The organism is Acidovorax sp. SUPP2539, assembly GCF_030158975.1.
Classification (GTDB): domain Bacteria; phylum Pseudomonadota; class Gammaproteobacteria; order Burkholderiales; family Burkholderiaceae_C; genus Paracidovorax.
Genome location: NZ_BQXJ01000001.1, coordinates 1,603,268 through 1,629,846, shown reverse-complemented (window position 1 = coordinate 1,629,846; position 26,579 = coordinate 1,603,268). Strand labels below are relative to the sequence as shown.

The 26,579-nt window shown below is 66.4% G+C and carries 17 protein-coding genes; 16 read left to right on the top strand and 1 reads right to left on the bottom strand.

Features of this window, described 5'->3' with window-relative positions:
• Window positions 1-13 precede the first annotated feature (13 nt).
• Window positions 14-979 (bottom strand): ABC transporter substrate-binding protein, encoded by a 966-nt coding sequence (locus tag AVTE2539_RS07445; protein ID WP_272563943.1) that lies wholly within the window; start codon window positions 977-979, stop codon window positions 14-16.
• 574 nt (window positions 980-1,553) lie between these two features.
• Here AVTE2539_RS07445 and AVTE2539_RS07440 point away from each other — a divergent pair.
• From AVTE2539_RS07440 to glgA, 16 genes are all read left to right on the top strand, one after another.
• Window positions 1,554-2,396: an STAS domain-containing protein gene (locus AVTE2539_RS07440; protein ID WP_284409316.1), complete on the top strand. Its 843-nt coding sequence runs from the start codon at window positions 1,554-1,556 to the stop codon at window positions 2,394-2,396.
• Window positions 2,397-2,409: 13 nt separating this feature from the next.
• A complete protein-coding gene (locus AVTE2539_RS07435) occupies window positions 2,410-2,784 on the top strand; it encodes an STAS domain-containing protein (protein ID WP_284409314.1) in 375 nt (124 codons plus the stop codon).
• Entirely contained in the window at window positions 2,774-3,178 is a 405-nt protein-coding gene (locus AVTE2539_RS07430; RefSeq protein ID WP_272563946.1) for an anti-sigma regulatory factor, read from the top strand. The genes AVTE2539_RS07435 and AVTE2539_RS07430 overlap by 11 nt, the downstream gene beginning before the upstream one ends.
• Window positions 3,169-4,224: an ATP-binding SpoIIE family protein phosphatase gene (locus AVTE2539_RS07425; protein ID WP_284409312.1), complete on the top strand. Its 1,056-nt coding sequence runs from the start codon at window positions 3,169-3,171 to the stop codon at window positions 4,222-4,224. Before AVTE2539_RS07430 ends, AVTE2539_RS07425 begins: the two co-directional genes overlap by 10 nt.
• Before the next feature lie 20 nt (window positions 4,225-4,244).
• Window positions 4,245-5,234, top strand: a complete 990-nt coding sequence (locus AVTE2539_RS07420) for an ATP-binding protein (protein WP_284409310.1) — start codon at window positions 4,245-4,247, stop codon at window positions 5,232-5,234.
• A 4-nt stretch (window positions 5,235-5,238) separates the two neighbouring features.
• Window positions 5,239-7,218: a hybrid sensor histidine kinase/response regulator gene (locus AVTE2539_RS07415; RefSeq protein WP_284409478.1), complete on the top strand. Its 1,980-nt coding sequence runs from the start codon at window positions 5,239-5,241 to the stop codon at window positions 7,216-7,218.
• 8 nt (window positions 7,219-7,226) lie between these two features.
• Window positions 7,227-9,899, top strand: a complete 2,673-nt coding sequence (locus tag AVTE2539_RS07410) for an ATP-binding protein (protein ID WP_284409308.1) — start codon at window positions 7,227-7,229, stop codon at window positions 9,897-9,899.
• A gap of 221 nt (window positions 9,900-10,120) precedes the next feature.
• Window positions 10,121-10,780, top strand: a complete 660-nt coding sequence (locus AVTE2539_RS07405; protein ID WP_284409306.1) for a biliverdin-producing heme oxygenase — start codon at window positions 10,121-10,123, stop codon at window positions 10,778-10,780.
• Window positions 10,777-12,999 carry an ATP-binding protein gene (locus AVTE2539_RS07400; RefSeq protein ID WP_284409304.1) on the top strand — a complete coding sequence of 741 codons (2,223 nt, stop codon included), beginning with the start codon at window positions 10,777-10,779 and terminating at the stop codon, window positions 12,997-12,999. Before AVTE2539_RS07405 ends, AVTE2539_RS07400 begins: the two co-directional genes overlap by 4 nt.
• A gap of 70 nt (window positions 13,000-13,069) precedes the next feature.
• A complete protein-coding gene (locus AVTE2539_RS07395) occupies window positions 13,070-13,456 on the top strand; it encodes a response regulator (RefSeq protein WP_284409302.1) in 387 nt (128 codons plus the stop codon).
• Window positions 13,457-13,762: 306 nt separating this feature from the next.
• The gene (locus tag AVTE2539_RS07390) at window positions 13,763-14,296 is read left to right on the top strand and encodes a MarR family winged helix-turn-helix transcriptional regulator (protein ID WP_284409300.1); all 534 of its coding nucleotides are present in this window, start codon (window positions 13,763-13,765) and stop codon (window positions 14,294-14,296) included.
• Window positions 14,297-14,836: 540 nt separating this feature from the next.
• Window positions 14,837-16,141: a glucose-1-phosphate adenylyltransferase gene (gene glgC / locus AVTE2539_RS07385; protein WP_284401806.1), complete on the top strand. Its 1,305-nt coding sequence runs from the start codon at window positions 14,837-14,839 to the stop codon at window positions 16,139-16,141.
• Window positions 16,142-16,152: 11 nt separating this feature from the next.
• Entirely contained in the window at window positions 16,153-18,303 is a 2,151-nt protein-coding gene (glgX, locus tag AVTE2539_RS07380) for a glycogen debranching protein GlgX (RefSeq protein WP_284409298.1), read from the top strand.
• On the top strand, window positions 18,300-20,117 hold the full coding sequence (gene treZ, locus AVTE2539_RS07375) for a malto-oligosyltrehalose trehalohydrolase (protein ID WP_284409296.1): 1,818 nt from the start codon (window positions 18,300-18,302) through the stop codon (window positions 20,115-20,117). Before glgX ends, treZ begins: the two co-directional genes overlap by 4 nt.
• Window positions 20,114-25,093 carry a malto-oligosyltrehalose synthase gene (locus AVTE2539_RS07370; RefSeq protein WP_284409294.1) on the top strand — a complete coding sequence of 1,660 codons (4,980 nt, stop codon included), beginning with the start codon at window positions 20,114-20,116 and terminating at the stop codon, window positions 25,091-25,093. The genes treZ and AVTE2539_RS07370 overlap by 4 nt, the downstream gene beginning before the upstream one ends.
• Entirely contained in the window at window positions 25,090-26,541 is a 1,452-nt protein-coding gene (gene glgA / locus AVTE2539_RS07365; RefSeq protein ID WP_349817200.1) for a glycogen synthase GlgA, read from the top strand. The genes AVTE2539_RS07370 and glgA overlap by 4 nt, the downstream gene beginning before the upstream one ends.
• The last annotated feature ends 38 nt before the right edge of the window (window positions 26,542-26,579 follow it).

Genomic DNA, 26,579 nt, shown 5'->3' with positions numbered 1-26,579 from the left:
GGCTCCCGTGCCATCACTGGATGAAGCTGGCGTCGAAGGTGGCTTCGAGTTTTTCCGGCGCCTTGCGGATCACGCCGGCCTCCAGCAGGATGGGCACCGACTCCTTCATGAACTGCATCAGCTCGCCGGCGAAGAACTTCTGGTTGGCTGCCTTGTCCTGCCAGCGCAGGTAGGCCGACGACTTGGCGAACTGCTCGCCGCTTTGCTTGACGGCCGAGCCCATGATCTCGTTGGCCTTGGCCGGGTCCGCCTTGATCATCTCCAGCGCCTCGAAGTAGGAGTTGGCCAGGGCCTGCGCCGCCTTGGCGTTGGCCTTGAGCCAGGTGGGCGCGCAGCCCACGGTGTCCATCACCATGGGGTAATCGATGGTGGTGGCCAGGATCTTGCCGGCCTGCGGGTTGGCGCGCACGGTGGACAGGTAGGGCTCGTAGGTCATGGCGGCATCGTTCTGGCCGGACACGAAGGCCTGCGCAGCGGGCTGGGGTTCGAGCGAGACGGTCTTCACGTCCTTGAGCGTCATGCCGTTCTTGTTCAGCATCCAGGCCAGGCCGAAGTACGGCGCGGTGCCCGGCGCGCTCACGCCGATGGTCTTGCCCTTGAGGTCGGCGAAGCCCTTCACGTCGTTGCGGACGGCCAGGCCGTCGGCGCCGTAGGACTTGTCCATCTGGAAGATCTGCACGATGGGCACGCCGTTGGCGTTCCAGGCCACGTGTGTTTCCACCGTGGTGGCCGCGCACTGGATCGCCTCGGAGGCCAGGGCCAGGTGGCGGTCTTTCTGCGGAATCATCTTGAGTTCCACATCCAGGCCGTTCTTCTTGAAAATGCCCGCCTTGTCGGCCAGCGTGAGCGGCGCGAAACCCGTCCAGCCCGACATGCCCAGCGCAATCTTCACGTTCTGCGCCTGGGCCTGCAGGGACAGCCCCGCCACACAAACGCCCGCCACCGCCAGCGACACCATTTTCAAAACCGATCGGCCCATCATCTGCTCCTCACAAGAAAAGATCGATTCGCGCACCTGGAAGGCACGCGCCGCATTGCTCCGACGCCCGGAATGATGGCGGTGCGACAGGCCTGTCTATACAGGGTTACTACGCACAAGCCCTGATTTGGGCACGCACATTCCCACCGGGCGGGAGTCCCGGAGTCGGGCGATTTCTCGCGCCGGTCCGGGTGACGGGTGGGCTTGCAAGATCGGGGCCCGGCCGGCGTCCAGGTGGCCCGATCCAATGGCATTCCGGCAAACGCTATTATTTTCATAGCACAGGAGGCATGAAATATCCCGGCAACGGCCCTGTTTCGATCCCAAAGGCCCCATCGCCGGCGGCAGGCGGCCACCGGCGCCACCGCTGCGGCGACCGGCGCAGGCCCGCATTGAAGGGCCCGGCCTGGTGCACCCCGCGCATCGCCATCCCACCGACTGCCCCAGCGCTGTGCGTCCCGGGCGCGCTTCCCGTGGAAAGTAGGTACAAGCCCGGTGCCCGCCCAGGGCAAGCCGGCGTGGCACGAGGCCCCCGCCCGTTAGAATTTGTTTTTATCTAGAAAAGCGCCCTGCCATGAAGCAGCAACACCCGGCCCTTCTTTCCCTTCTGGAAACCCACGAATCCGCCATCCTGGACGAGTGGCTGGCCGAGGCAGGCGTCCAAGATCCCACCCACCAGCGCGCCACGGCGGCGCAAGCGCGAGAACTGCTGCAGCTGCTGCGCAGCGCGCTGCAGGCCGGCGGCGACGCGCAGGGTCCCAATGGCCCGGCCTGGCAAGGCATGAACGAGGCGCTCGAAGCGCTCTCGCGCTCGCGGGCCTCGCGCGGCCAGACGGCTGGCGAGACCAGCGTGTTCGTCCAGGCCATGAAAAAACCCCTCTTCACGCTGCTGCAGCAAACGGTGCCCGCCGCCGCCGACCTGGTTCCGGCCCTGTGGTCCGCCACGGCGCTGGTCGACCAACTGGCCCAGCGCACGGCCAACACCTTCCAGCAGGCGCGCGAGGACATCATCCGTCGCCAGCAGGAAGAGCTGCTGGAGCTGTCCACCCCCGTGGTGAAGCTCTGGGACGGCGTGCTGGCCGTTCCCATGATCGGCGTGCTGGACAGCAACCGTACGCAGGTGGTCATGGAAACGCTACTGCAGCGCATCCTGGAGACCGAGTCGGAACTCGCCATCATCGACATCACCGGGGTGCCCACCGTGGACACGCTGGTGGCGCAGCATCTGCTCAAGACCGTGGCGGCCATCCGGCTCATGGGCGCGGACTGCATCATCAGCGGCATCCGCCCGCAGATCGCACAGACCATCGTGCACCTGGGCATCGACCTGCAAGGCATCTACACGCGCGCCAATCTGGCGGACGCGCTGTCGCTGGCGCTGCAGAAAACCGGCTGGCGCATCACGCGCGCCGCCTGATCCGGAGCACCCCATGGACCGCATTCCCATTCTTCGCATGGGCGAAACCCTGCTGGTCACCATCCAGGTGGACATGCAGGACCGCACCGCCATGCAGTTGCAGGACGACCTGGCCGACCGCATCGCCAAGACGGGCGCCACCGGCGTCATGATCGACATCTCGGGCCTGGAGATCGTGGACTCGTTCGTCGGGCGCATGCTGAGCAGCATCTCCGGCATCGCGCGCATTCTCTCGGCCCACACGGTGGTGGTGGGCATGCAGCCCGCCGTGGCCATCACCCTGGTGGAACTGGGGCTGTCCCTGGAAGGCGTGCGCACCGCACTCAACGTGGAGCGCGGAATGCAATTGCTGGAGCGCATCCGCCAGGAGCCATCCCTTGTCCGCTGATCCCGCCGGTACGTTGCCGATCGCGTCGGAGCAGCACATCGTCGCCTGCCGGCAGACGGTCCGCGTCCTGTGCACGCAGCTGAAGTTTTCGCTGGTGGACCAGACGAAGCTCATCACGGCGGCCAGCGAGCTGTCGCGCAACACCCTGGTGCACGGTGGCGGCGGCCGCATGCGCTGGGAAACCCTGGAGCGGCAGGGCCGCCATGGCCTGCAACTGCATTTCGAAGACGAGGGGCCGGGCATCTCCGACCTGAAGCTCGCCCTGACCGATGGCTGGACCTCGGGCGGCGGCATGGGCCTGGGACTGCCAGGCAGCCGGCGCCTGGTCAATGAGTTCGACATTCACACGGCCCCTGGCGAAGGCACCCGCGTGAGCATCACCAAATGGAAGTAGCCGCCCCCACGGGCACCCCACCCCAGTTGTTGATGGGATGGACGCACACGGCCTTCGCGATGGGCGACACCAGCTGCGTGGGCGAAGCACGGCGCTTCGCCGCCCACGCGAGTGCCGAGATGGAATGGGGCGACACCGACAGCGGGCGCCTGTCCATCGTGGTGACCGAGCTGGCCAACAACCTGCACCTGCACGCCCACGAGGGCCGCTTGCTGATCGCGGCCGTGCCGGCGCTCGACCTGGTGGAGGTGATCGCCATCGACCACGGGCCCGGCATAGAGGATCTGCCGCTGTCCATGCGCGACGGCTACTCCACCGGTGGCACGCAGGGCGCCGGGCTGGGTGCGGTCCGGCGGCTGGCGGACGATTTCGATATCCACTCGTCCGTGCCGCAGGGCACGGTGTGCGTGGCCCGCGTGCGCCAGCACCGGGAGGCGGGCGATGCGCCAGCCGCCCTGCCCCAGACCCTGCGGGTGGGGGCCATCCGGTTGCCGCTGGCGGGCGAGACCATGTGCGGCGATGCCTGGGCCGCGGCCCTGGACGGCCCCCGGGCCGCGCTGCTCGTGGCCGATGGCCTGGGCCATGGCAGCGAGGCCGCCAAGGCGTCCGGCGCGGCGGTGGATCTGTTCCTGCAAGCCCCGTTCGGCGACCTGCGCGAGCAGATCGAAAGCATGCATGCCGAGCTGCAGTCCACGCGGGGCGCCGCCGTGTGCAGCTTGCGGCTGGATGCCACGGCGGCCACCGTGCGCAGCTCGGGCGTGGGCAACGTGGTGGCCCGCGTGGTCACGGGCCTGTCGGACCGCTCAGTCGTCACGCAGCACGGCACGGTGGGCCTGACCATGCGCCGGCCGCAGGAGACCACCACCGAGCTGCCGCCCTATGCGCTGCTGGTGGTGCACAGCGACGGCATCGAAACCCGCTGGCATCCCGCCAGCATCCAGCGCCTGCTGGGCAGCGATCCCACCCTGGTGGCCGCCGTGCTGCTGCGCGATCACCACCGGGCGCGCGACGACGCGACCGTGGTGGTGGTGCAGTGCATCGAGTGACCCGAAGCACGAAAGACACCATGGACGGCACCTCCGACCTCATTTCCGACCGCACTTTCCAGGCACCCGCCACGCCGGCACCGACGCCGACGCCGGCCCCCATTGCTACGCCCCAGGAATCCATCGAGGCGCTGCGCGCCGCCCTGGCCGAAAGCCAGCGGGAAGTCCAGGAGCTGAGCGCCGAGCTGGAGGAAACCAACCGCGGCGTGGTCGCGCTGTACTCCGAACTGGACGCGCAGGCCGAGCAGCTGCAAAAGGCCACGGAGATGAAGAGCCGTTTCCTGGCCTACATGAGCCACGAGTTCCGCACACCCATCAACTCCATCCGCAGCATCGCCCGGCTGCTGGCCGACCACGTGGACGGGCCGCTCAACACCGAGCAGGCCCGCCAGGTGGGGTTCATCCAGAGCACCGCAAGCGAGTTCGCCGACATGGTGGACGACCTGCTCGACCTGGCCAAGATCGAGGCCGGCCGGGTCGAAATCTCGCCGGCCTGGTTCGACATGCTGGACCTGTTCCAGGCCCTGCGCGGGATGTTCCGGCCGGTGCTGACCAACCCGGACGTCAACCTGTTCTTCGACGAGCCCCAGGGCATCGCGCCGCTGTACACGGACGACCGCAAGCTGTCGCAGATCCTGCGCAACTTCATCTCCAATGCGCTCAAGTTCACGCCCCGGGGCGAAGTGCGGGTATCGGCCCACGCCGTGGAAGGCGACCGCGTGCGCTTTTCCGTGACGGACACGGGCATCGGCATCGCGCCCGAATTCCATTCGAGCGTGTTCGACGACTACACGCAGATCGGCTCGTCGCTGCAAAAACGCCTGCGCGGCACTGGCCTCGGGCTGGCCGTGAGCCGCCAGTTGGCCGAGTTGCTGGGCGGCACGGTCACGCTGGAGAGCGCGCTGGGCAGCGGCTCGGTGTTCTCGCTGACGCTGCCGCTGCGGCTGCCGGGCAACGAAGCCGCGGCCACGGGGGCTCCCGCAACCACCGAGGGCGGTCCCCATGGGTAACGGCATGCAGGACGTCAGCGCCATCCACACGACCATCGACCGCGCCGCGCACACGGTGCTGGTGGTGGACGACAACCCGGTCACGCGCTACTCCACCGTCCGGGTCATCCGCGCCGCCGGCTTTCAGACCGTGGAGGCCGACAACGGCACCGAGGCCATCCGCCTGGCGGCCACCGGCGTGTCGGCGGTGGTGCTGGACGTGCACCTGCCCGACATCGACGGCTTCGAGGTCTGCCGGATCATCCGCCAGCAGGAAGCCACGGTGCTGCTGCCGGTCACGCACCTGTCCGCCGCCCACGTGCACAGCGAAGACCGGGTGACCGGCTTGAACGCGGGGGCCGACGCCTACCTCACGCACCCGGTGGAGCCGGCGCTGCTGGTGGGCACGCTGCAGGCGCTGATCCGTGCGCGCATGGCCGAAGACGGCCTGCGCCGCAGCGACCGCCGCTTTCGCGCCATCTACAGCCAGGCGCTGGCGGGCATCGGCCTGATCCAGCCCGACGGCCGCTTCACCGACGTCAACCCCGCCATGATGCGGCTGCTGGACCGCTCGCGCGACGAACTGCTGGGCCACCCCATCAGCGACTTCGCGCCGCCCGGCTGGCTGGACTTCATCACCGAAAAAACCGTGGGGGGCGAGCGTGGCGACCCCTGGCAGGGCGAGTTTCCGCTGCAACGGCCGGACGGCGCCTGGGTGTACCTGGAGTGGAGCATCTCGGCCCACGTGGAGCCTGGCCTGCGCATGGCGATCGCGGCCGACATCTCCGAGCGCATGGAGCTCGACTCCCGCCGCCAGGACGTGCTGGAGCGCGAGCAGGCGGCCCGCGCCACTGCCGAGCGGCTGAGCCGCACCAAGGACGATTTCATCGCGGTGCTGTCGCACGAACTGCGCACACCGCTGAACGCGATCGCCGGATGGGTGCACATCCTCAAGCGCCGCGGCGGCACGCCCGAACTGCTCAAGGGCCTGGACTCCATCCACCGCAACGTGAAGGCGCAGGCGCGCATCATCTCGGACATCCTCGACGTGTCGCGCATCAACAGCGGCAAGCTGCACCTGGAGCGGGAATGGATCGACCCCGTCGAATCGGTGCGCTCCTCCATCGACGCGCTGCAGGCCTCGATCGCCGAAAAGCGCCTGGACGTGGTGCTGGCCGTGCAGGACGCCAATGCCCCCGCCTGGCTGGACCCGACGCGCTTTCAGCAGATCTTCTGGAACCTGCTGACCAATGCCATCAAGTTCTCCAACGACGGCGCGCGCATCGACGTGTCGCTGCGGCGCGAGAAGGGCCAGCTCACCCTGTCCGTGCGGGACTACGGGCGCGGCATCGCCAGCGAATTCATCGACCACCTGTTCGACCGGTTCACGCAGAGCGACTCGCCCGACAACCGCCGCCACGGCGGCCTGGGCCTGGGGCTGTCCATCGTCAAGCAGCTGGCCGAACTGCACGGCGGCCGCGCGACCGCTGTGAGCGCCGGGCTCGACCAGGGCACCACCATGCAGGTGATGCTGCCGGTGGACCACAAAGGGGGTGACACGGCACGCGCCGCGCCCCGGGGCGACGATGCCCCGGCCGATCCGCCGATGAACGACCGGCCCCTGGCAGGCCTGGACATCCTCATCGTGGAAGACCACCCCGATGCGCGCGAAATGCTCACCGTGGTGCTCACCGATGGCGGCGCGCGCCTGCGCGAAGCCGGCGACTACGACGCGGCCATGCAGGCCCTGGCCGAACGCTGGCCCGACGTGCTGGTCTGCGACATCGGCCTGCCCGGGCGCGACGGCTACGACCTGGTCCGCAGCCTGCGCTCGCTGCCCCTGCCCAGCGGCAAGGTCCAGCCGATTGCCATCGCGCTGACCGCCTTCTCCCGCGCGCAGGACGCGCAGCGGGCCCTGGAAGCGGGATTCGACGCGCACCTGGGCAAGCCCTTGCAGCCCCATGCCCTGATGGCCACCATCAACCGACTGGCCGATTCACGCTGACTTTTTGCATGACCCCCTCCCCTGCCACCGCCACCACCGCCGACAGCGACCGCTTCGCGCACATCTTCGTCGGGGACAGCGAGATGGCGCAACTCATGCGCGCCCACGACTGGGAGGCCACCCCGCTCGGATCGCCGGCGTTCTGGCCCGAACCGCTGAAAGTGGCGCTGCGCATCCTGCTCACTTCGCGCTTCGAGATGTGGCTGGGCTGGGGTCCGGACATCGCTTTCTTCTACAACGACGCCTATCGCCCCACGCTGGGGGCCAAGCACCCGCGAGCGCTCGCGCGCCCGACCGCCGAGGTCTGGGCGGAGATCTGGGACCAGGTGAAGGGCCGCATGCACGCCGTGTACGAGCGGGCCGAGTCCACCTGGGACGACTCGCTCATGCTGCTGCTGGACCGCGCGGGCTACCTGGAGGAGACGTACCACACGTTTTCGTACAGCCCCTTGCACGGCGACGACGGCCAGGTCTTCGGCCTGTTCTGCGCGGTATCGGAAGACACGGGCCGCGTGCTCAACGAGCGGCGCCTGCGCCTGCTGCGCGAACTGGGCGCGGCGCTGTCGGCGGTCAACAGCCGCCGGGCCGTGCTCGACACCGCCTGCGAGCGGATGGGCCAGGCCCAGCGGGACCTGCCGTTTTCACTCGTCTACCTGTACGAACCCTCGGGCGTGGCCCGTCTGAGCTGCAACGCAGGCATCGAACAGGGCCATCGGCTGGCGCCCACCGTGCTGGATATGAACTCCCGGGAGCCCTGGCAGGTCCACCGCCTGCAAGCTGGCGACGTGGCCTTCGCCGTGCCGCTGGATGCGGTGGACGACGTGCCCACCGGCGACTGGGATACGCCGGCGCGGGCGGCGTTCGTCGTGGCGCTGCCGGCCCAGGGCGGCGCGCGGTCGGCGGGGTTCATGGTCTGCGGGGCGAACCCCCATCGGCCCATGCACGACGGTGAGGCCATGGCGTTCGTGCAACTGCTGGCCGGTCAGATCGCCTCGCGTCTGGCCAGCGCCGGGGTGCTGGAGGAAAGCACGGCGGAACGCGATCGCCTGCGCAGCCTGTTCCAGAAGGCGCCCGGCTTCATGTGCGTGCTGCGCGGCCCGGAGCATGTGTTCGAGTTCGTCAACGACTCCTATGTGCAGTTGATCGGGCACCGCAGCGTGGAAGGCAAGACGGTGCGCGAAGGCCTGCCCGAGCTGGAAGGCCAGGGGCTGTACGAACTGCTGGACGAGGTCTACCGCACCGGGCAGCCGTACCTGGCCCAGGGCCTCAAGGTCCTCATCCAGCAAAAGCCCGGCATGCCGCTGGCCGAGCGCTACCTGGATTTCATCTACCAACCCACCACCGACGGCCAGGGCGAGGTCACCGGCGTGTTCGCCGAGGGCTACGACGTGACGGAAAAGGTGGCGGCCGAACAGGAGCTTCGCGCGCTGAACAGCCACCTGGAAGCGCGCGTGGTCGAGCGCACCCAGGAGGTCGAGAACGCGCTCGCGCGACTCACCACCGAATCGCGCGAGCGCGAAGCCGCGCAGGAGGCGCTGCGCCAGTCGCAGAAGATGGAGGCCGTGGGGCAGCTCACGGGCGGGCTCGCGCACGATTTCAACAACCTGCTGGCCACGATCACGGGCAGCCTCGAACTGCTTCACCGCCGCGTGGGCCAGGGCCGCTACGACGACCTGGAGCGCTACGTGAGCGTCGGTCAGGGCGCCGCCAAGCGGGCGGCCTCGCTCACCCACCGCATGCTGGCCTTCTCGCGCCGGCAGACACTGGACCCCAAGCCCACGGACGTGAACCGGCTCGTGAAGGGCATGGAAGAGCTGATCCGGCGCACCATCGGGCCTGAAAACGAGCTGGAGGTGGTGGGCGCCGTCGGCCTGTGGACCACGCACGTGGACCCCCACCAGCTGGAAAGCGCCCTGCTCAACCTGTGCATCAACTCGCGCGACGCCATGCCGGGCGGCGGCCGGCTCACCATCGAGACGGCCAACAAGTGGATGGACGAGCGTGCCTCCCTGGACCGCGACCTGCCCCCGGGCCAGTACGTGTCGCTGTGCGTGACCGACACCGGCACCGGCATGGCGCCCGAGATCATCCACCGGGTGTTCGAGCCCTTCTTCACCACCAAGCCGATCGGCATGGGCACGGGCCTGGGGCTGTCGATGGTCTATGGATTCGCGCGGCAGTCCGGCGGCCAGGTGCGCGCCTACTCCGAGCCCGGCATGGGCACGACCATGTGCATCTACCTGCCGCGGCACGAGGCGCCGGCCCAGGACATCGACCTGCCCTCGGCGCCGTCGATCGCGGGAGGCCAGGGCTCGGGCACCGTGCTGGTGGTGGACGATGAGCCGAGCGTGCGATCGCTGGTGGTGGAGGTGCTGCAGGAGATGGGCTACGACACCATCGAGGCGCAGGACGGGGCATCGGGGCTGCTGGTGCTGCAATCGAGCACCCACCTCGACCTGCTAATCACCGACGTGGGCCTGCCCGGTGGAATGAACGGGCGGCAGATGGCCGACAGTGGCCGGGTCTACCGGCCGGACCTGAAAATCCTGTTCATCACCGGCTATGCCGAGAACGCGGCCGTGGGCAACGGCCACCTGGAGCGGGGCATGCAGGTGCTCACCAAGCCCTTCACGCTGGATGCGCTCGCGCGCCGGGTGCAAGGGCTCATCGCCCCGCCCTGAGGTCCTGCCCGTTGAGCCATCCCACTGCAGCCGACAGACACGGGGTTCGCCATCGCTGCCGCCGCAGCAGCGGCCTCGGGCCGTACCGGCCCCGCCCTCTGCAAGCACAGGTGTTGCAGGCACAAAACAGACGGTTAACCTGCCCGCTGCCATGGGCAGATCCAGCCCCTAGAATCTTGCTGCAGTCTTTTCTGCCCATCCCGATCCCCTGCCCTTCTTCCGTGTCACAGCGATCCCCTCTCCCTTCCGGCACCCCGGTGCCGGAGACCGACTGTCTTTCGGCGCTGCGACGAACCACGAAGGAATCGCACGCGCAGCTGGATGCCAGCCTGCCGCTCGGCAGAGCCGATGCCAGCCTGGAAGACTACCGCCACCACACCCTGGCGCTGAGCGCCTGGCTCACGGCGCTGCAGCCGCACTTGGCCGCCCTGGAGTCGCTGGTGCCCGGTTTCGACTTTGCGCGCCCCGCCCGCCTGCACGCCTTGCACGCGGATTGGCTGGCAACGCACGCCGCGCCGCCGCACGCCAAAGACGGCTTCGGTGATACCAGCGGCTGCACGCAGGAGATGGCGGCGCAGGCGTTTTCCGCTTTCGGGGCGCCAGGCCATGCCGCCGTCTGCTGGGGCCTGGCCTATGTGGTGGAAGGCTCGCAATTGGGCGGCCAGTTCCTGTACCAGCGCCTGGCGCCCCGGCTGGCGCCGCATCCGCTGCGCTACTTACAGGGCCTGGGTGCCGGCACGGGTTTGCGCTGGAAACATTTCACCAGGCTGCTCGACACCCACGTGCAGAGCCGTTTCGATATCCAGGCGGCGTGCGCCGGCGCACGCGCCGGCTTCGATGGCCTGCGGCAACAGTTGCAGGGCCAGGGGGTGCTCGCATGATCCAGTCATTCACACCCGGCACCACCACCACGCTGGACAACTGCGACCGCGAGCCCATCCACGTGCCGGGCAGCATCCAGAGCCATGGCACCCTGATCGCGGTGGACCGCGAAGGCGTGGTCCGCCATGTCGGCGCCAACGTGCAGGCCCTTCTGCACTGCGGCGTGACCGTGGGCGAGCCCCTGCCCGAAAACCCGGGCACCGTGTGCCCGCTGATTGCCGCGCTCCTGCAGGACGGCCTGCAGGCGCTGCGGGGCGAGCGGGATGTGCCCATGCCCAGCGAGTTGCAGGTGGAAGACCGCCAGTTCGACGTGGTGCTGCATGTCGGCAGCGCGATGCTGGTCGCCGAATTCGAACTGCGCCACCAGACCCACAGCGAGCTGGCAGGCTTTGCCGTGCAGGCCCACCGCGCGATGGAAAAGCTGCGCCGGCCCCGGGCCATCGATGAACTGCTGCAGCTGGCCACCGAAGAACTGCGGGCCCTGACCGGCTTCGACCGGGTGATGGCCTATCGCTTTCGCCACGACAGCAGCGGCGAAGTGGCGGCCGAATCGTGTGTCGATACGCTCGACCCTTACCTGGGCCGGCGCTATCCGGCCAGCGACATTCCAGCGCAGGCACGCCGGCTCTACGTGGCCAACACCCTTCGGCTGATCGCCGACGTGCGCTCGGCCGCGGTGCCCCTGCTGCAGGAGGCCGACGCGCCCCCGCTGGACCTGAGCGGCAGCATCCTGCGCAGCGTGTCGCCGATCCACATCGAATACCTGTCCAACATGGGCGTGGGTGCCTCGATGAGCGTGTCCATCGTGATCAACGAACAGCTCTGGGGCCTGATCGCCTGCCACCACATGGGTCCGCGCCAGGTGCCTTACAGCGTGCGCATGGCCTGCGACGTGATCGCCCAGGTGCTGTCGGCCAACATTCAGAGCACGCTCTCGCGCTCCCAAGCGGAGCGCTTGCAGCAACTGGCCGGTGCGCGCACCCACCTCATCGAAGAGTTGCTGCACGCGGACGACGAATTCACCGCCCTGACCCAGCACACGGCCGAGATGGCCGCCATCTTGCAGGCCGATGCGGCGCTGGTGGCCCATGGCGCGAAGCTGACCGTTTTCGGCGAGGTGTCGGAGGCGGCGGGCAGCGCCATCGTGCAATGGCTGGCCGCCGAGCCGGTCCAGGACCGGCAGCGCCTGTTCCAGACCCAGTCGCTGCCGCAGCTTGCACCCGACCTGGCCGCCGTGACGTCGCCCTGGTGCGGCGTGCTGGGCATTCCTTTCGACCGGGACCGCAACGGCTGGTTGATCTTTCTTCGCAAGGAGCAGATCGAGACCATCCACTGGGGCGGCAAGCCGGACAAGGACATCCGCCACGGCCCCCTGGGCCCGCGACTCACCCCGCGCGGCTCGTTCGATCTGTGGAAGGAAACCGTCCGGTCCACCGCCGAGCATTGGAGCACGCTGGAACTGGACGCCGCCCGGCAGTTGATGGACGAACTCGTGCGCGTGCAGAACGCGCGCACCGCCGAGATCAACCGCACGCGCAACCAGCTGATGGCCGTGCTGGGCCACGATCTGCGAGACCCCCTGCACTCCATCAGCATGGCTGCGCGCGTGCTCGAACAGGGTGGCACCGACGGCGGGCGGGCCGGCAGGATCGGCCAGCGCATCCAATCCTCCAGCAGCCGCATGCAGCGGCTGGTGAGCCAGGTGATGGACATGTCGCGCCTGCAGAGCGGCCTGGGACTGGATCTGCAGCGCACGGACGTGGATCTGGTCGCCCTGCTGAACGACCTCATCGACGAGGCCCGCACGGCGCACCCCGGCACCGAGATCGTGGGCACCATCCCCGCTGCCCTGAAAGCCCAGGTCGATGCCGATCGCATTGCCCAGGTGGTCGTCAATCTGATCGGCAACGCGCGGCACCATGGCCAGAGCGGACATCCCATCGAGGTGCATGCCAGCGCCACCGGTGAATGGCACGAGATCGCCGTGCGCAATGTCGCCGCCCCCATTCCGGAAGACATCGCCCGCAATCTGTTCAGCCCGTTCAAGGCTTCTTCGGTCGGCAACGCGCGCAATCGGTCGGGGATGGGACTGGGGCTGTACATCGCCCACCAGATCGTCCAGGGGCACGGGGGCAGCATCGGATACGAATACCGCGCACCCCATGTTGTCTTTTCGGTCCAGTTGCCGGTGCAGAGGCCGGGCACAATAGAGGCTTAAGAAGAAGACTATTGGGCTTGATCGTTCGATGGTCTTTAAAAAAAACACTGTACCGTCAGCGAAGCCCCGCATGCCTGCAGACATTCTCATCATTGACGACAACCGCGATGCCTCCGAACTGCTGAGCGACCTGCTCGATCTGCAGGGCTACACGGTGCGCGTCGCCCACAGCGGCAGCGAAGCGCTGCGGCACATGGCGCAGCGCCCCGCCTCGCTGTTCCTCGTGGACCAGCAACTGCCCGACATGCTCGGCACCCAGCTCGTTCCGCAGTTGCGCGCTGCAGCGGCCGGCCGGCCCTGCATCGCGATCGCCATCACGGGATTGGGCGTTTCGGACCGGGCGCAGTTGATCGGTTTCGATCACGTGCTGGCCAAACCGCTGGCCTTCGATGCGTTCGACGCCCTGATCGCTGCCTGCGCAGCCCAGCTGGACCAGCAAGGCGACGCCGAGCGCTGACGGATAGCTGACGACCCCGCTCCACCCGGGCACACGCGGCCATGCTGCGACAAGCCAACCACCCGTCGGCCGGCATGCGCGTGGCGATAATGCCTCGCTCCATGGCGAGTGCACGTGAATGTCGGGGAATGTACGGGCTTCAGGGGCTCCAGCCGCCGCCAAGCACTTCGCCTTTACCCATAAAACAGCGGCTTTGGCCCACGAGGCCAGGGCTGCCCCGAGTGTCAGAGCAATCCGTTCAGGTGTCTTGTGCTGGACTGGCAGGGATTGCGAGGACTCTTACACTCGACCGCCCGGAAACCCTCCATGCATGAATCTCCCGTCGATCCATCCACCGTCCAACACCTGCTCGGCTACGCCCTGGCACAGGCACGGGTAGCGGCCAACCGCGCCTTTTTCCAGGCCATCGGCGAGCCCATGCAACTGCGCACCGTCGAATTTTCCCTGTTGATGCTGCTCATGCCCGGCGAAGGATTGTCCCAACGGCAGCTGGCGCAGGCGCTCAACCTGAGTGCGCCCAACCTCACCCTGGTGGTGAGCCGACTGCAGAGCCGGGGCCTGCTGGTGCGCGAGCGCAATCCCACCGATCGCCGGGCACAGGCCATCCGCCTCACGGCCGAGGGCCTGTCCATTGCCCGGCAGGCGCATGCCATTTCGCTGGAGATGGAAGCAGGCATGCGCCAGCTGTACTCGCCGGCCGAATGGGCGCTGCTGCTGGAGTTGCTGCAGCGCGTCAGCCCCGGCGCGCAGTCGGCCAGCGAGGAGCAGGCGCGGGCAGCCCAGCGGCAGGCGACCCGTGCCCCCATCGGCCACCACCGCAACAATATCAACGGCATATAGCTATCAATTAAATAGCAAATATCCAGAAGGCCACGGCCAGCACGCCATTCGCCGTACGCGAGATTCGGCTGTACGCTGGCGTCCCCGGCGCGTAGCCGCTTAGGCGGCATGTGACACCAGCAGGGGTGCCCGCTGCGATGGTGGCCGTGACAATTCGCAGCCGTGCCGGCGCCCGGACCAAGCACCGTGGCGAGACCGCAGAACCATGTAGGCAAGTGCCTACATAGGCAGGTAGGAACTTCCTGCAACCTCTTGTTGCATCGCAACAGAAGATGCGTCCAGGACCACCTGCATGCACCCCAACTCCCTCCATGACCCGGCCTCCGGAGCCCCTTGCCTTCCAGGCAAGGCTCCGAGCCGGGCTCCGTCGCGCGTGAAAAGGGATGCAAGAGGAGGATGGCCCGGATCGATCCGCATGGCGTATGTGCCGGCAGCCACCGGGCTGCCCAGCATCCCCGCGTTCCGATGTCGATCTCCGCAGCCCACCCTGATTGTCTCCACCTCACCTTTCCACGTTTGATCCATCTGGGAGTTCCCACCATGTCACGCACCAAAAATGTCCTCGCCATCGTCATGGCCGGCGGTGAAGGCTCCCGCCTTCATCCGCTAACCGCGGAGCGCTGCAAGCCGGCCGTGCCGTTCAACGGCAAGCACCGCATCGTGGACTTCGTCCTGTCCAACCTGGTGAACTCGGAAATCTTTTCCATCTACCTGCTGGTGCAGTACAAGTCGCAGTCGCTCATCGAGCACATCCGCCAGTCGTGGACCATGGCCCGCTTCATTCCCGAGCATTTCGTGACGGTGGTACCGCCCCAGATGCGCAACGGCCCCGAATGGTTCCAAGGCACGGCCGATTCGGTCTACCAGAACATCCACCTCATTGAGAGCTTCCGGCCCGACATCGTCGCGGTGTTCGGAGCGGATCACATCTATCGCATGGACGTGCGCCAGATGATCGACTTCCATGTGGCCAACAACGCCGATGTCAGCGTGGCCACTCTGCCGGTGAAGCTGTCGCAGTGCGACCAATTCGGCATCGTGGAAACGGACGAGAACCACCGCATCACGCAGTTCGTCGAGAAGCCGAAATCCACGCACCCCATGCCCGGCAGTTCCACCCATGCGCTGGCCTCCATGGGCAACTACCTCTTCAATGCGGACGTGCTGCTCGACGCACTCAAGAAAGCGCACGAGACCGGTCACAGCGATTTCGGCAAGCACATCCTGCCGACCATGCTGGAGTCGCACCGCCTGATGGCCTATGACTTCGACACCAACACCATCCCCGGGACCGAGCCCTACGAAGAGCACGGCTACTGGCGCGATGTGGGCACCATCGATTCGTACTTCGACGCCCACTTCGACACGCTGGGCGCGACGCCGCGCTTTCGCATGACCAACCGCCAGTGGCCGATCTACGCCAGCCCCGACCAGGCGGAATCCGCCCAGATCGAAAATGGCGTGATCCACCGGTCGGTAGTGGGCTCGGGCAGCATCGTGGACGGGGCCTCCCTCGACCATGCCATGCTGCGCCGTTCGGTCGTCGTCGAGCGCGATGCCCGTCTGGAGCATTGCATCGTGATGGAGCGCACCCGCATTGGCCGCGGCGCCCAGATCCGGCGCGCCATCATCGACCAGGACAACGACGTGCCCGCCCATGAACGCATCGGCTTCAATCTGGAGGAAGACCGCAAGCGCTTCCATGTCACCGAAAGCGGCATCGTGGTGGTCCCACGCAAGTTCTTCACGACCCAGCAGGATTCCGGCACCAACACCCCCAGCATCGGCCGTGCCCGGCCACCAGCCCCCATGGCCCCCGAAAGCGACCGCAAAGTAGCTGCATGAAACCCGACCTGATGAATACGCCTTCCGCTCCCGTTGCATCCCGCCACAAGAAAGTCCGTTATACCGTCGAGCCGGGCCGCCACTGGCCGCAGGGGGCCACGGCGAGCCGGCACGGCGTGAACTTCGCCGTCTATGCGCCATCGGCCGAAAAGGTGGAGATCTGCCTGTTCTCGGAGGACAATCAGGAAACGGCGCGCATCACGCTTCCCTGCCTGAGCCGGGACACGTGGCACGGATTGGTGAAGGGGTTGAAGGTCGGTCAGAAGTACGGACTGCGGGTGCACGGCCCCTACGAGCCTGGCAACGGCCATCGCTTCAACCCCGCGAAACTGTTGCTGGACCCGTACGCGCTCGCCCTCGATCGGCCGGTGCTCGGCCATGCGGAGCAATTCGGCTACGAACTGGATCAGGAAGAAGAAGACCTGCAGCCCAGCACCGTGGACAACGGTGCGGTGGCGCCCAAATGCCGCGTCGTCAAATCGCGTTTCGACTGGGGTGACGATGCCCCACCCCGCGTTTCTGCCAAAGACACCGTGTTCTACGAAGTCCATGTGAAGGGCTTTACCCAGACCATGCCCGGCGTGCCCGAGCCCCTGCGAGGCACGTATGCCGGGCTGGCCAGCGATGCCGCCATTGCCCACCTGCGCGAGCTGGGAATCACCAGCGTGGAGCTGTTGCCTGTCCAGGCATTTCTGGACGACAAGCGGCTGGTGGACAACGACCTCACCAACTACTGGGGCTACAACACCGTTGCGTTCTTCGCGCCGGAGCCACGCTACAGCGCCTCCAAGTCAGACGGCGGCGTGGACGAATTCAAGGCCATGGTGAAGGCGCTGCACGCCGCCGGGCTGGAGGTGATTTTGGACGTGGTCTACAACCACACGGGAGAAGGCAATCACTTGGGGCCGACCATCAGCTTCAAGGGCATCGACAACGCCGCCTATTACCGGCTGTCTCCGGAAGACGCGCGCTACTACGTGGACTACACCGGCACCGGCAATACGGTGGATACGAGCAGCCCGGCCGCGTTGCGCCTGGTGCTCGACAGCCTGCGTTACTGGGTGACGGAAATGCACGTGGATGGTTTCCGCTTCGACCTGGCCTGTGCATTGGGCCGTGACCCCACGGGCGCTTTCACGCACCGTGCCGCCTTTTTCGCAGCCGTGGCGCAAGACCCCGTGCTGTCGGGTGTCAAGCTCATTGCCGAGCCGTGGGACTTGGGCCCGGACGGCTACCAGGTGGGCGGATTCCCGGTGGGATGGATGGAATGGAATGGCCGCTACCGCGACGCCGTGCGCGATTATTGGCGCAACGCCGACAGCAGCCTGCCCTCGTTCGCCGCCTGCCTGTGCGGTAGCGCCGACATGCTCGCCGCACGCAAGCGACCGCCGGTGGACAGCGTGAACATCGTGACGGTGCATGACGGCTTCAGTCTGGCCGACCTGGTGAGCTACAACGAGAAGCACAACGACGCGAACAAGGAAGACAACCGCGACGGTGAAAACCACAACCGCAGTTGGAACTGCGGTGCCGAAGGCCCCTCGGACGATCCCGCAATCCAGGCCCTGCGCGCGCGCCAGATGCGCAATTTCATCGCCACTCTGTTCGTCTCGCACGGCACGCCCTTGCTGTTGGGCGGCGACGAGATGGCTCGCACCCAGCACGGCAACAACAACGGCTATTGCCAGGACAGCGCCCTGTCCTGGTACGACTGGAACCAGGCTACGAGCGAGGCGGAGCTGATGGGATTCACCCGGACCCTGCTGGCACTACGGCATGCATTGCCTGTGTTGCGTCCTGCCGTGCACCCGGCAGGCACCACCGGACACCCTGCTTGCGTGGCCCTGAACTGGCACAGCGTCTGGGGCCTTTCAATGACCCAGGAGGAATGGGAAGACCCCCAGGTGCGCTGCGTAGCAGCGCTGATGGAGGGCCACGGCGACAGCGAGTCGGTGATGTTGCTGTTCAATGCGACCCCTGCCGATGCGGTCTTCACCCTGCCTCAGGACGAGCATGGCCGCGTCTGGACCGTGCGAGTGGACACCCGCACAGCAGCGGTGCCACCAGCCGACGCGGCAGACATCCCTGCAGGTGGGCAGTGGACGCTGCAGCCGCATTCCATGGCCGTTCTGACAACACCCTCACGCGCCGACCTGTCATGAGGTACCGGCATGACATGCCGTTTGGCACCCGGCTCACAGCCGACGGCGGCGCCGGATTCAGCCTGTGGGCGCCCAACGCCCGCGAAGTGGTTTTGCACCATGGCACGGCGCCAGCATTGCCCATGGTTCCGCTCCCGGCGCAGTCCCGCCCGAATGGCTGGTGGCACGTGGAGTTGCAAACAGCCTCTCGCGCCACCCGCTATCAGTGGCAGGTGGACGGTGGCCCCCTGATGCCAGACCCGGCTTCGCGCAGCAATCCCCACGGCCCGCATGGTGCCAGCGAGATCACCGATGCCAAGGACTTCGACTGGCAGGTGGACTGGCAAGGGCGGCCCTGGAGCGAGGTGGTCCTGTATGAATTGCATGTGGGCACGTTCACGCCCGAAGGCACCCTGCAAGCCGCGTTGCAGCAGTTGCCGCGCCTGAAAGACCTGGGCATCACCGCAGTGGAATTGATGCCTCTGGCATGCTTCGGGGGCCGGTTCGGCTGGGGGTATGACGGCGTGCTGCCCTTCGCTCCGCACCCTGACTACGGAACCCCCGATGACCTCAAGCGCTTCATCGATGGGGCGCATGCACTGGGCCTCATGGTGATGCTCGACGTGGTTTACAACCACTTCGGACCGGACGGAAACTACCTCGGCCTCTACGCACCGCAGTTCTTTTCTGAAAAGCACACCAGCCCTTGGGGCTCCGCCATCAACTTCGACGGCGCCCAGAGCGGGCCCGTGCGTGAATTCTTCATCCACAACGCGATGTACTGGATCGAGGAATTCCGGTTCGACGGACTCCGCCTGGACGCGGTGCACGCCATCATCGACGACAGCGAGCCCGACTTTCTCGCAGAACTTTCGCAGCGCGTGCGAACTGCATGCGCTGGCCGGCATGTACACCTCGTCCTCGAAAACGAGAAGAACCAGCCGGAGCATCTGGCCCCCAATCCCCAGCCCTCTCGCTATGACGCGCAATGGAATGACGATTTTCACCATGCACTGCATGTGCTGCTGACTGGCGAAACGCAGGGCTATTACGGCGACTACGGCACTGCGCCAACCGCCTTGTTGGCCCGCGCGCTGACGAACGGCTATGTGTTTGCCCCCAGCGATCGCGACGGACAAGGCCGCAGGCACCAGGTGGTGGCTGCAGCGCCCGAGCCCCTTTCCACCATGGTTCAGTTCTTCGGTAACCACGATCAGGTCGGCAATCGCGCGTTCGGCGAAAGGCTGGCGCAATTGGTTCCAGCGCCCGCTTCCGAACTGGCCATGCTGCTGACTTTGCTGGGCCCAGCGACGCCGCTGATCTTCATGGGCGATGAATTCGGCGCCCAGACACCGTTTCTCTACTTTGCCGATTGGGAAGGGGAACTGCGCGATGCCGTGCGCCAGGGCCGGTTGCGCGAATTCGGCCACGAAGTCCCGCCGGGCGGCACGCTTCCGGATCCTTGCGATGCGGTCACGTTCGCACACAGCCGCCTCGACTGGCAGCAAGCCGACAGCCCGCAAGGCCTGGCACGGCAAGCCTTGCTGCGCGAGGCGCTCGCGGCGCGCAGGCAGTGGCTCAACCCACGCCAGCACCGGCTGGCACCACGGGGCCACGTGGCCCGGGTGGTGGGCGCCCGCGGCCTGCAGGTGCGGTGGCATTACGACGATGGCGCGCAATGGCAGATGGATATCAACCTGAGCGAAATGCCCGTCGAGGCGCCAATACCCGACGGCCCGCAGGGAACCCCGCGGTTTTCACACCGCTGGAGCTATGACACGACCCAATGGGCACCTTGGTCCGCCCGCTGGTGTTTTCTGGAGCCCAACGCATGACGGACCCTACCCCCGGCGAAGCCCTGCGCCATCGCGCCCACTTGGCCGGCATTGCACTGAACTACACCAGCTTCTGGGGCGAGCACCGGGACGTGCCGACCTCCGTCATCGAGCGGGCGCTGGCCGCCATGGGAGACCATGCAGATACCAGCGCCGTGCCCTCCCCTGTGCTGGTATTGGAGGGCAGCGCGGCCACCGTGCCGCTTCACAACGAAGGGCCCTGGCGCCTGTTCACCGCTGAGACGGCGGAACGCACGCTGGTGTGCGAGGGCGTGGGCACCGTCGCCGAGGTACCCGCTTCGCTGTCCATGGGCTACTACGCCCTCCATTCACCGGGGGCATCGGCCGAACGGCTGGTCATCGTGGCGCCCGAGCATTGCTGGTCCCCGGAGCCCCTGCGGCAAGGCGAACGCTGGTGGGGCCTGAGTGCCCAGCTGTACGCCCTGCGCTCGGAACGAAACTGGGGGATTGGCGATTTCACCGATCTGGCGGACCTCGTGTCCATTGCTGCCGGGCAAGGCGCGGCTTTCGTCGGATTGAGCCCGTTGCATGCCTTGCGCGCGGATCAGCCAGAGGCTGCAAGCCCCTATAGCCCGTCAAGCCGGATGGCGCTGAACACGCTCGTCATCGATGTGGCGGCGGTGCCTGAATTCATGCGCAGTTCGGCTGCGCAGACACTGTTCTCGGACGCCGCTTTCCAGCAGCGGCTGGGGGCGTTGCGGGCTTCGAGCGAGGTGCGCTATGCCGAAGTCGCAGCCGCCAAGCAAGAGGTGCTGGGGCTGCTGTGGGACGAGTTCCAGCGCAGCGAATCGAGCACCGACTCGCCGCGAGCGGCGGCTTTCCGCGACTTCATGAGGGGTCAAGCCGACATCCTCGGGCAACACGCGCTGTACGAGGCCATCCAGTGCCATTTGAACGCCATCGACCCCAGTGTCTGGGGTTGGCCTGCATGGCCCGAAGCGATGCGCGACCCCCAGGGCGCCGAGGTGAAAGCCTTTGCCCAGGACCATGCGGATCAAGTGCAGTACCGCTTCTGGCTGCAGTGGCTGGCACATGCACAACTCGATCGGGTGAGCCAACGGGCCCGTTCGATGATGACGCTGGGTCTGTATTGCGACTTGGCGGTCGGAGCGAACGACGGGGGCTCGGAGACCTGGACCGGCCAGGGCCTGTACGCGCGCGGCATGAACGTCGGCGCTCCGCCGGACCCGCTCAACCACCAGGGACAGGATTGGGGCCTTCCTCCGATGAATCCCTGTGCGTTGGCGGCGGCGCATTTCCTGCCCATGCGCCGATTGCTGACGAGCGTGATGCGCCCGGCCGGCGCCTTGCGGATGGACCATGTCATGGCACTCATGCGCCTGTTCTGGACCAGTGCGGACGGCGGTGCGTACGTTTACTACCCTCTGGACGCCTTGCTGGCCATCATGTCCATCGAAAGCCATCGCCACCAGTGCATGGTGATCGGCGAAGACCTGGGCAATGTCGCGCCGCAGATGCGGGAGGCCATGGCGCACAAAACGCTGTTGTCCTATCGTCCTTTGATTTTCGAACGTGCCGATGGCGGCGCGTTCCGCACGCCGGCCCATTGGCCTCACCAGGCCCTGGCAGTGGTCAGCACGCATGACCTGCCCACACTGCGTGGGTTTTGGGCGGCCGAAGATATCGAGGTGCAGTCGCGCCTGGGCTGGCTGTCCGCCCAGGACGCCCACGCCCGCGCCTTGATGGAGCGCGCCCAGGACCGCGTGAGATTGCTCATCGCGCTCAACGAGGAAGGGCTGCTTCCGAGCGGTGCCACTGCGGACCCGCAATCGGTGCCCGAAGCCAACGCGGACTTCGTGGCCGCAGTGCATCGCTATCTCGCCAGAACACCCTGCTGGCTGGCGGCAGTGCAACTGGAAGACGTGACAGGCCAACTGGAGCAGGTCAATGTGCCGGGCTCCACCGAGGCCATGCAGCCCAACTGGCGCCGGCGCCTGAGCGTGCCACTGGAAAAGCTGGCGACCCATCCCTGCTTTGCGGACATTGCGGCCGCGATGCGCGCCGAGCGCGGCGGCGCAGCCCTGCCCTTCAGCGAGGCACTGCCGCCACTCGACACCGCCGATATTCCCCTGGCGACGTACCGGGTGCAATTCCACGAAGGCAATACCTTCGAGCAGGTCACCCGGGCCGTGCCCTATCTCCATGCACTGGGGATCAGCCACCTCTACAGCTCGCCGTATCTGAAAGCCGCGCCGGGCAGCACACATGGCTACAACGTGGTGGACCCGACCCGTCTGAATCCCGAGGTCGGGTCGGAGGCCACGCACACCGCCCTGTGCGAAGCGCTGCAGTCGCACGGGCTCAGCCAGGTGCTCGACATCGTGCCCAACCACATGGGGGTGCTGGATTCCAATAACCCCTGGTGGCAGGACGTGCTGGAGCATGGGCGAGCCTCCGCCCATGCAGCCACCTTCGACATCGAGTGGGAGCCGACCGCGCCAGAAATGCACGGGCGGGTGCTTCTACCCATGCTGGGCGGCCATTACGGCCGCGTTCTCGAATCCGGCGAACTTCAGGTGGCATTCGACCCTCAAGGGGGGCGGTTCAGCATCCGCTACTGGGACCACGAACTTCCCATCGACCCACAGCATTACGCGCGCATTTTTGCAGCCGTGCCCGCCCCGGTTTCGGGCGGCGAACGCGATGGCGACAGCCTGGCGCAGATGCAATCGCTGGTGGATGCGTTCGGCAATCTGCCTTCGCGCAATACCAGTGACGAGAACGAGCGCACCATGCGCCAACGGGACACACCGCTGCATCAGCGGCGGCTTGCGGAATTGGCGGGGGAGCACCCCTGGGTGCGGCAGTGGATCGAAGCGCTTCTGACGCAGTGGAACGGCCAGAAGGACAGTCCGGAAAGCTTCGATGCGCTGGACCAGTTGCTGCACGATCAGGCGTACCGCTTGGCGGACTGGCGTGTGGCAGGCGACGACATCAACTACCGCCGATTCTTCGACGTCAACTCCCTGGCTGCCGTCCGCATGGAAGACCCAGCCGTCTTCGAGTCGACCCACACCTGCATCTTTCGCTGGCTGGCCGAGGGAAAGATCTCCGGATTGCGCATCGACCATCCGGATGGATTGGCCGACCCCGCCCAGTACTTCGACCGGCTGCAAAAGCGCTATGCGTCGCTGGCGCGCGCTGCGGGACGGGAGCCCCGTGCGCTATACCTCATCGTAGAAAAGATCCTGGCGGACCATGAGCCGCTGCCGCAGGATTGGCCCGTGCATGGAGCCACAGGGTACCGGTTCAGCAGCCTGGTCAACGGGCTATTCGTCGAGCCGGCCTCTCAAGCGGCCTTCGACGATGCGTACTCCGCCTTCACCGGCGATCGCAAGGAATTCGAAGAGGCGGTGCACGAGTGCAAGAAGCACATCATCGAAACCTCGCTGTTCAGTGACCTGGGGTGGCTGGCCGACACGCTCTACCGCATCAGCCGCACCGATCGCAAGACCTGCGATTTCACGCGCAACCAGCTGCGCATCGCGCTGACGGAGGTGGCGGCCGTCTTCCCCGTCTACCGCACCTACATCGCGCCCGACGGCACGGGGCTGTCCGACACGGATCGGCAACACATCGAATGGGCCATTGCGGCGGCACGTCGCCGCATGGGCACCGCCGAGGGCGGTGTGCTCGCGTACCTGCAAGGTGTCTTTGTCGGCACGGAAGGTCAGCACCTGCCCGCGTTGCGGGGCGCGTTCCTGCGCCGCTGGCAACAGTTCACGGCGCCGGTGATGGCAAAGTCCGTAGAGGATACGGCGTTCTACCGCTATGTGCGCCTGGTGTCGCTGAACGATGTGGGCTCGGAGCCGCGGCGTTTCGGATTGTCCGGCGCCGCATTTCATCAGGCCAACCTGCAACGATCGCGGCGATTGCCGCATGGGCTGCTGGCGACCTCCACGCATGACAGCAAGCGTTCGGAAGATCTGCGCGCCCGCCTGAACGTGCTGTCCGAGATTCCGGCGCTGTGGGAAGACACGGCGATTCAACTGCGCGAACTCGGGACCCGTTTCACGACGGAGATCGACGGTGCGGTGGTTCCCAGCCCCCATGATCTCTGGGCGCTCTATCAAGCCCTGGTCGGCATCTGGCCGGCAGAAGGCGCCGATGCGGAGGAGCGGATCGGCTTGCGAGACCGCGCCAAGCAGTACATGGTCAAAGCCATGCGCGAGGCCAAGCAGGCGACCAACTGGCTGTTTCCCAACGAGGCCTATGAGGCAGCCGTTGACCGCTACATCGACGGCGTGCTCTCCACGGATCGTTTCGTGCGCGAACTGGAGAAATTTGTCCAGTCCATCGCCCCCTACGGATTTCGCAACAGCCTGTGCCAGCTCGCGCTGAAGCTGACGGTCCCCGGAGTGCCCGACATCTACCAAGGCTGCGAGCAGTGGAACTTCAGCCTCGTGGACCCGGACAACCGCAGACCCGTCGACTTCACGGAACTGGAGCGTTCACTGGAAACAGTGCGCTCGCACTACGCCCAGGGGTATCCCAAGACCGATGCATGGCGAGAGATGCTGGGCGCATCTCCGGCGCCGCTGGTCAAGCAACTGGTCACATGGCGGCTGCTGCAGTTGCGGCAGAAAATGCCGGAACTGTTCCTGAACGCCACCTACCTTCCTCTGCCCCTGGAGGGGCCGAGCGCCGAACATGCCGTCGCGTTTGCACGCATCCGGGAAGGCAAAGCCATTGTGGTTGTCTGCTCGCGGTTGCTGTACGGGCTGACCGCGATGGGTTGGCGTGGAACCCGCGTCGCGCTTGCCGCGGTACATCCTGCCTTGGACAAAATTCCAAGGTGGAAAAACTGGATGACGGGAGTGTCCCTGGTAGCCGACAAGGATGAAGGCCTGGAACTGGACATGCTGATGGGTGAGTTGCAACCAGAGGGCGGTACCTTGCCATTCGTGGTGTTGGTGCCCGAGGACGTCGAATGAAAGTCCTCTTCGTCACGCCTGAATGCGCCCCACTGGTCAAAACCGGTGGGCTGGGCGATGTCAGTGCCGCCCTGCCCCGTGCGTTGTCAGCCCTGGGGCACGATGTTGCCTTGCTCATGCCGGCCTACGGCGATATGGCCATCACTGGCCAGATCGTCGGCTTGTTTGCCATTGCGCCGCAGGGTGCCTGGCCGGCAGCGCAATTGCTGCAACTGCGCCAGGAAGACGGCTTCATCCTCTACCTGCTTTCGTGCCCTCAACTCTATGCACGCGCTGGCACGCCCTACGGCGCACCCAACGGCACGGATCACGATGACAACGCGCTGCGCTTTGGCCTGCTCAGCCGTGTCGCGGCCATGATGGGAACACAGGCCACGCCCTGTGGATGGCAGGCCGATATCGTGCATGCCAACGATTGGCCCACCGGGCTGGCGCCGTTCTATCTGGCGCAAGCGCGCGCCACGGCCGACGGCGCCCCAGTGGCACGCAGCATCATCACCGTGCACAACCTGGCATTCCAAGGTGTCTTTCCGATGCAGGCGTGCGATGCGCTGGAGATTCCGCCGGAGCATCGGGGCATCGCGGGTGTCGAATTCTGGGGCCGCATGTCGATGCTCAAAGCCGGCCTGAATTTTGCAGACGCCATCACCACTGTCAGCCCCACATACGCACGCGAAATCCAGGGCCCCGAACTTGGATTCGGTTTGGACGGAGTGCTGCAGGAGCGTGCGGACGCCTTGCACGGCATTCTCAATGGCGTCGACACGAACACATGGAACCCGGCGAGCGATCCTCTCATCGCTGCGCCATACAGTTTGGAAAGCCCGTCGGGCAAGGCGCTGAACAAAACCGCGTTGCGCCAGCGATGCGGGCTGGATACTGCGGAAAACCGCATGCTGTTCGGTCTGGTCGGACGGCTCACCCAGCAAAAAGGCGTCGATCTCGTGGTGGAGGGCGCGAAGCGTCTGGTGCAGCAAGGGGCACAGCTTGTCGTCTTGGGCAATGGCGATGCTGCGATCCAGTCCCGCTTTACGCATCTGGCGGCCCTGCATCCTGAGCACATCAGCGTGACGCTGGGCTTTGATGAATCGTTGGCCCACCAGATCGAGGCGGGCGCGGACTGTTTCCTCATGCCCTCGCGATTCGAGCCATGCGGACTGAACCAGATGTACAGCCAGATCTACGGAACCCCACCGATCGTGACGAACACGGGTGGACTTGCGGACTCCGTCGTGGACGCTGATTCACCTCAGTCGGCAGGCACCGGATTCATCATGCCGGCCGCCACCCAGGAAATGTTTGACAAAGCGGTGCAGCGGGCCATCGCGGCATGGCAATCACCCGTCACCTGGGAATCGCTTCAACGCGCCGGAATGCGGCAAACCTTCGGTTGGGACGCATCGGCCAGGGTCTATTCCGATCTGTACGGTGAATTGCTTCAGCCCTGAGCGCCAGGCCGAGATCATCGTTCTGTTCTGTCCTACAA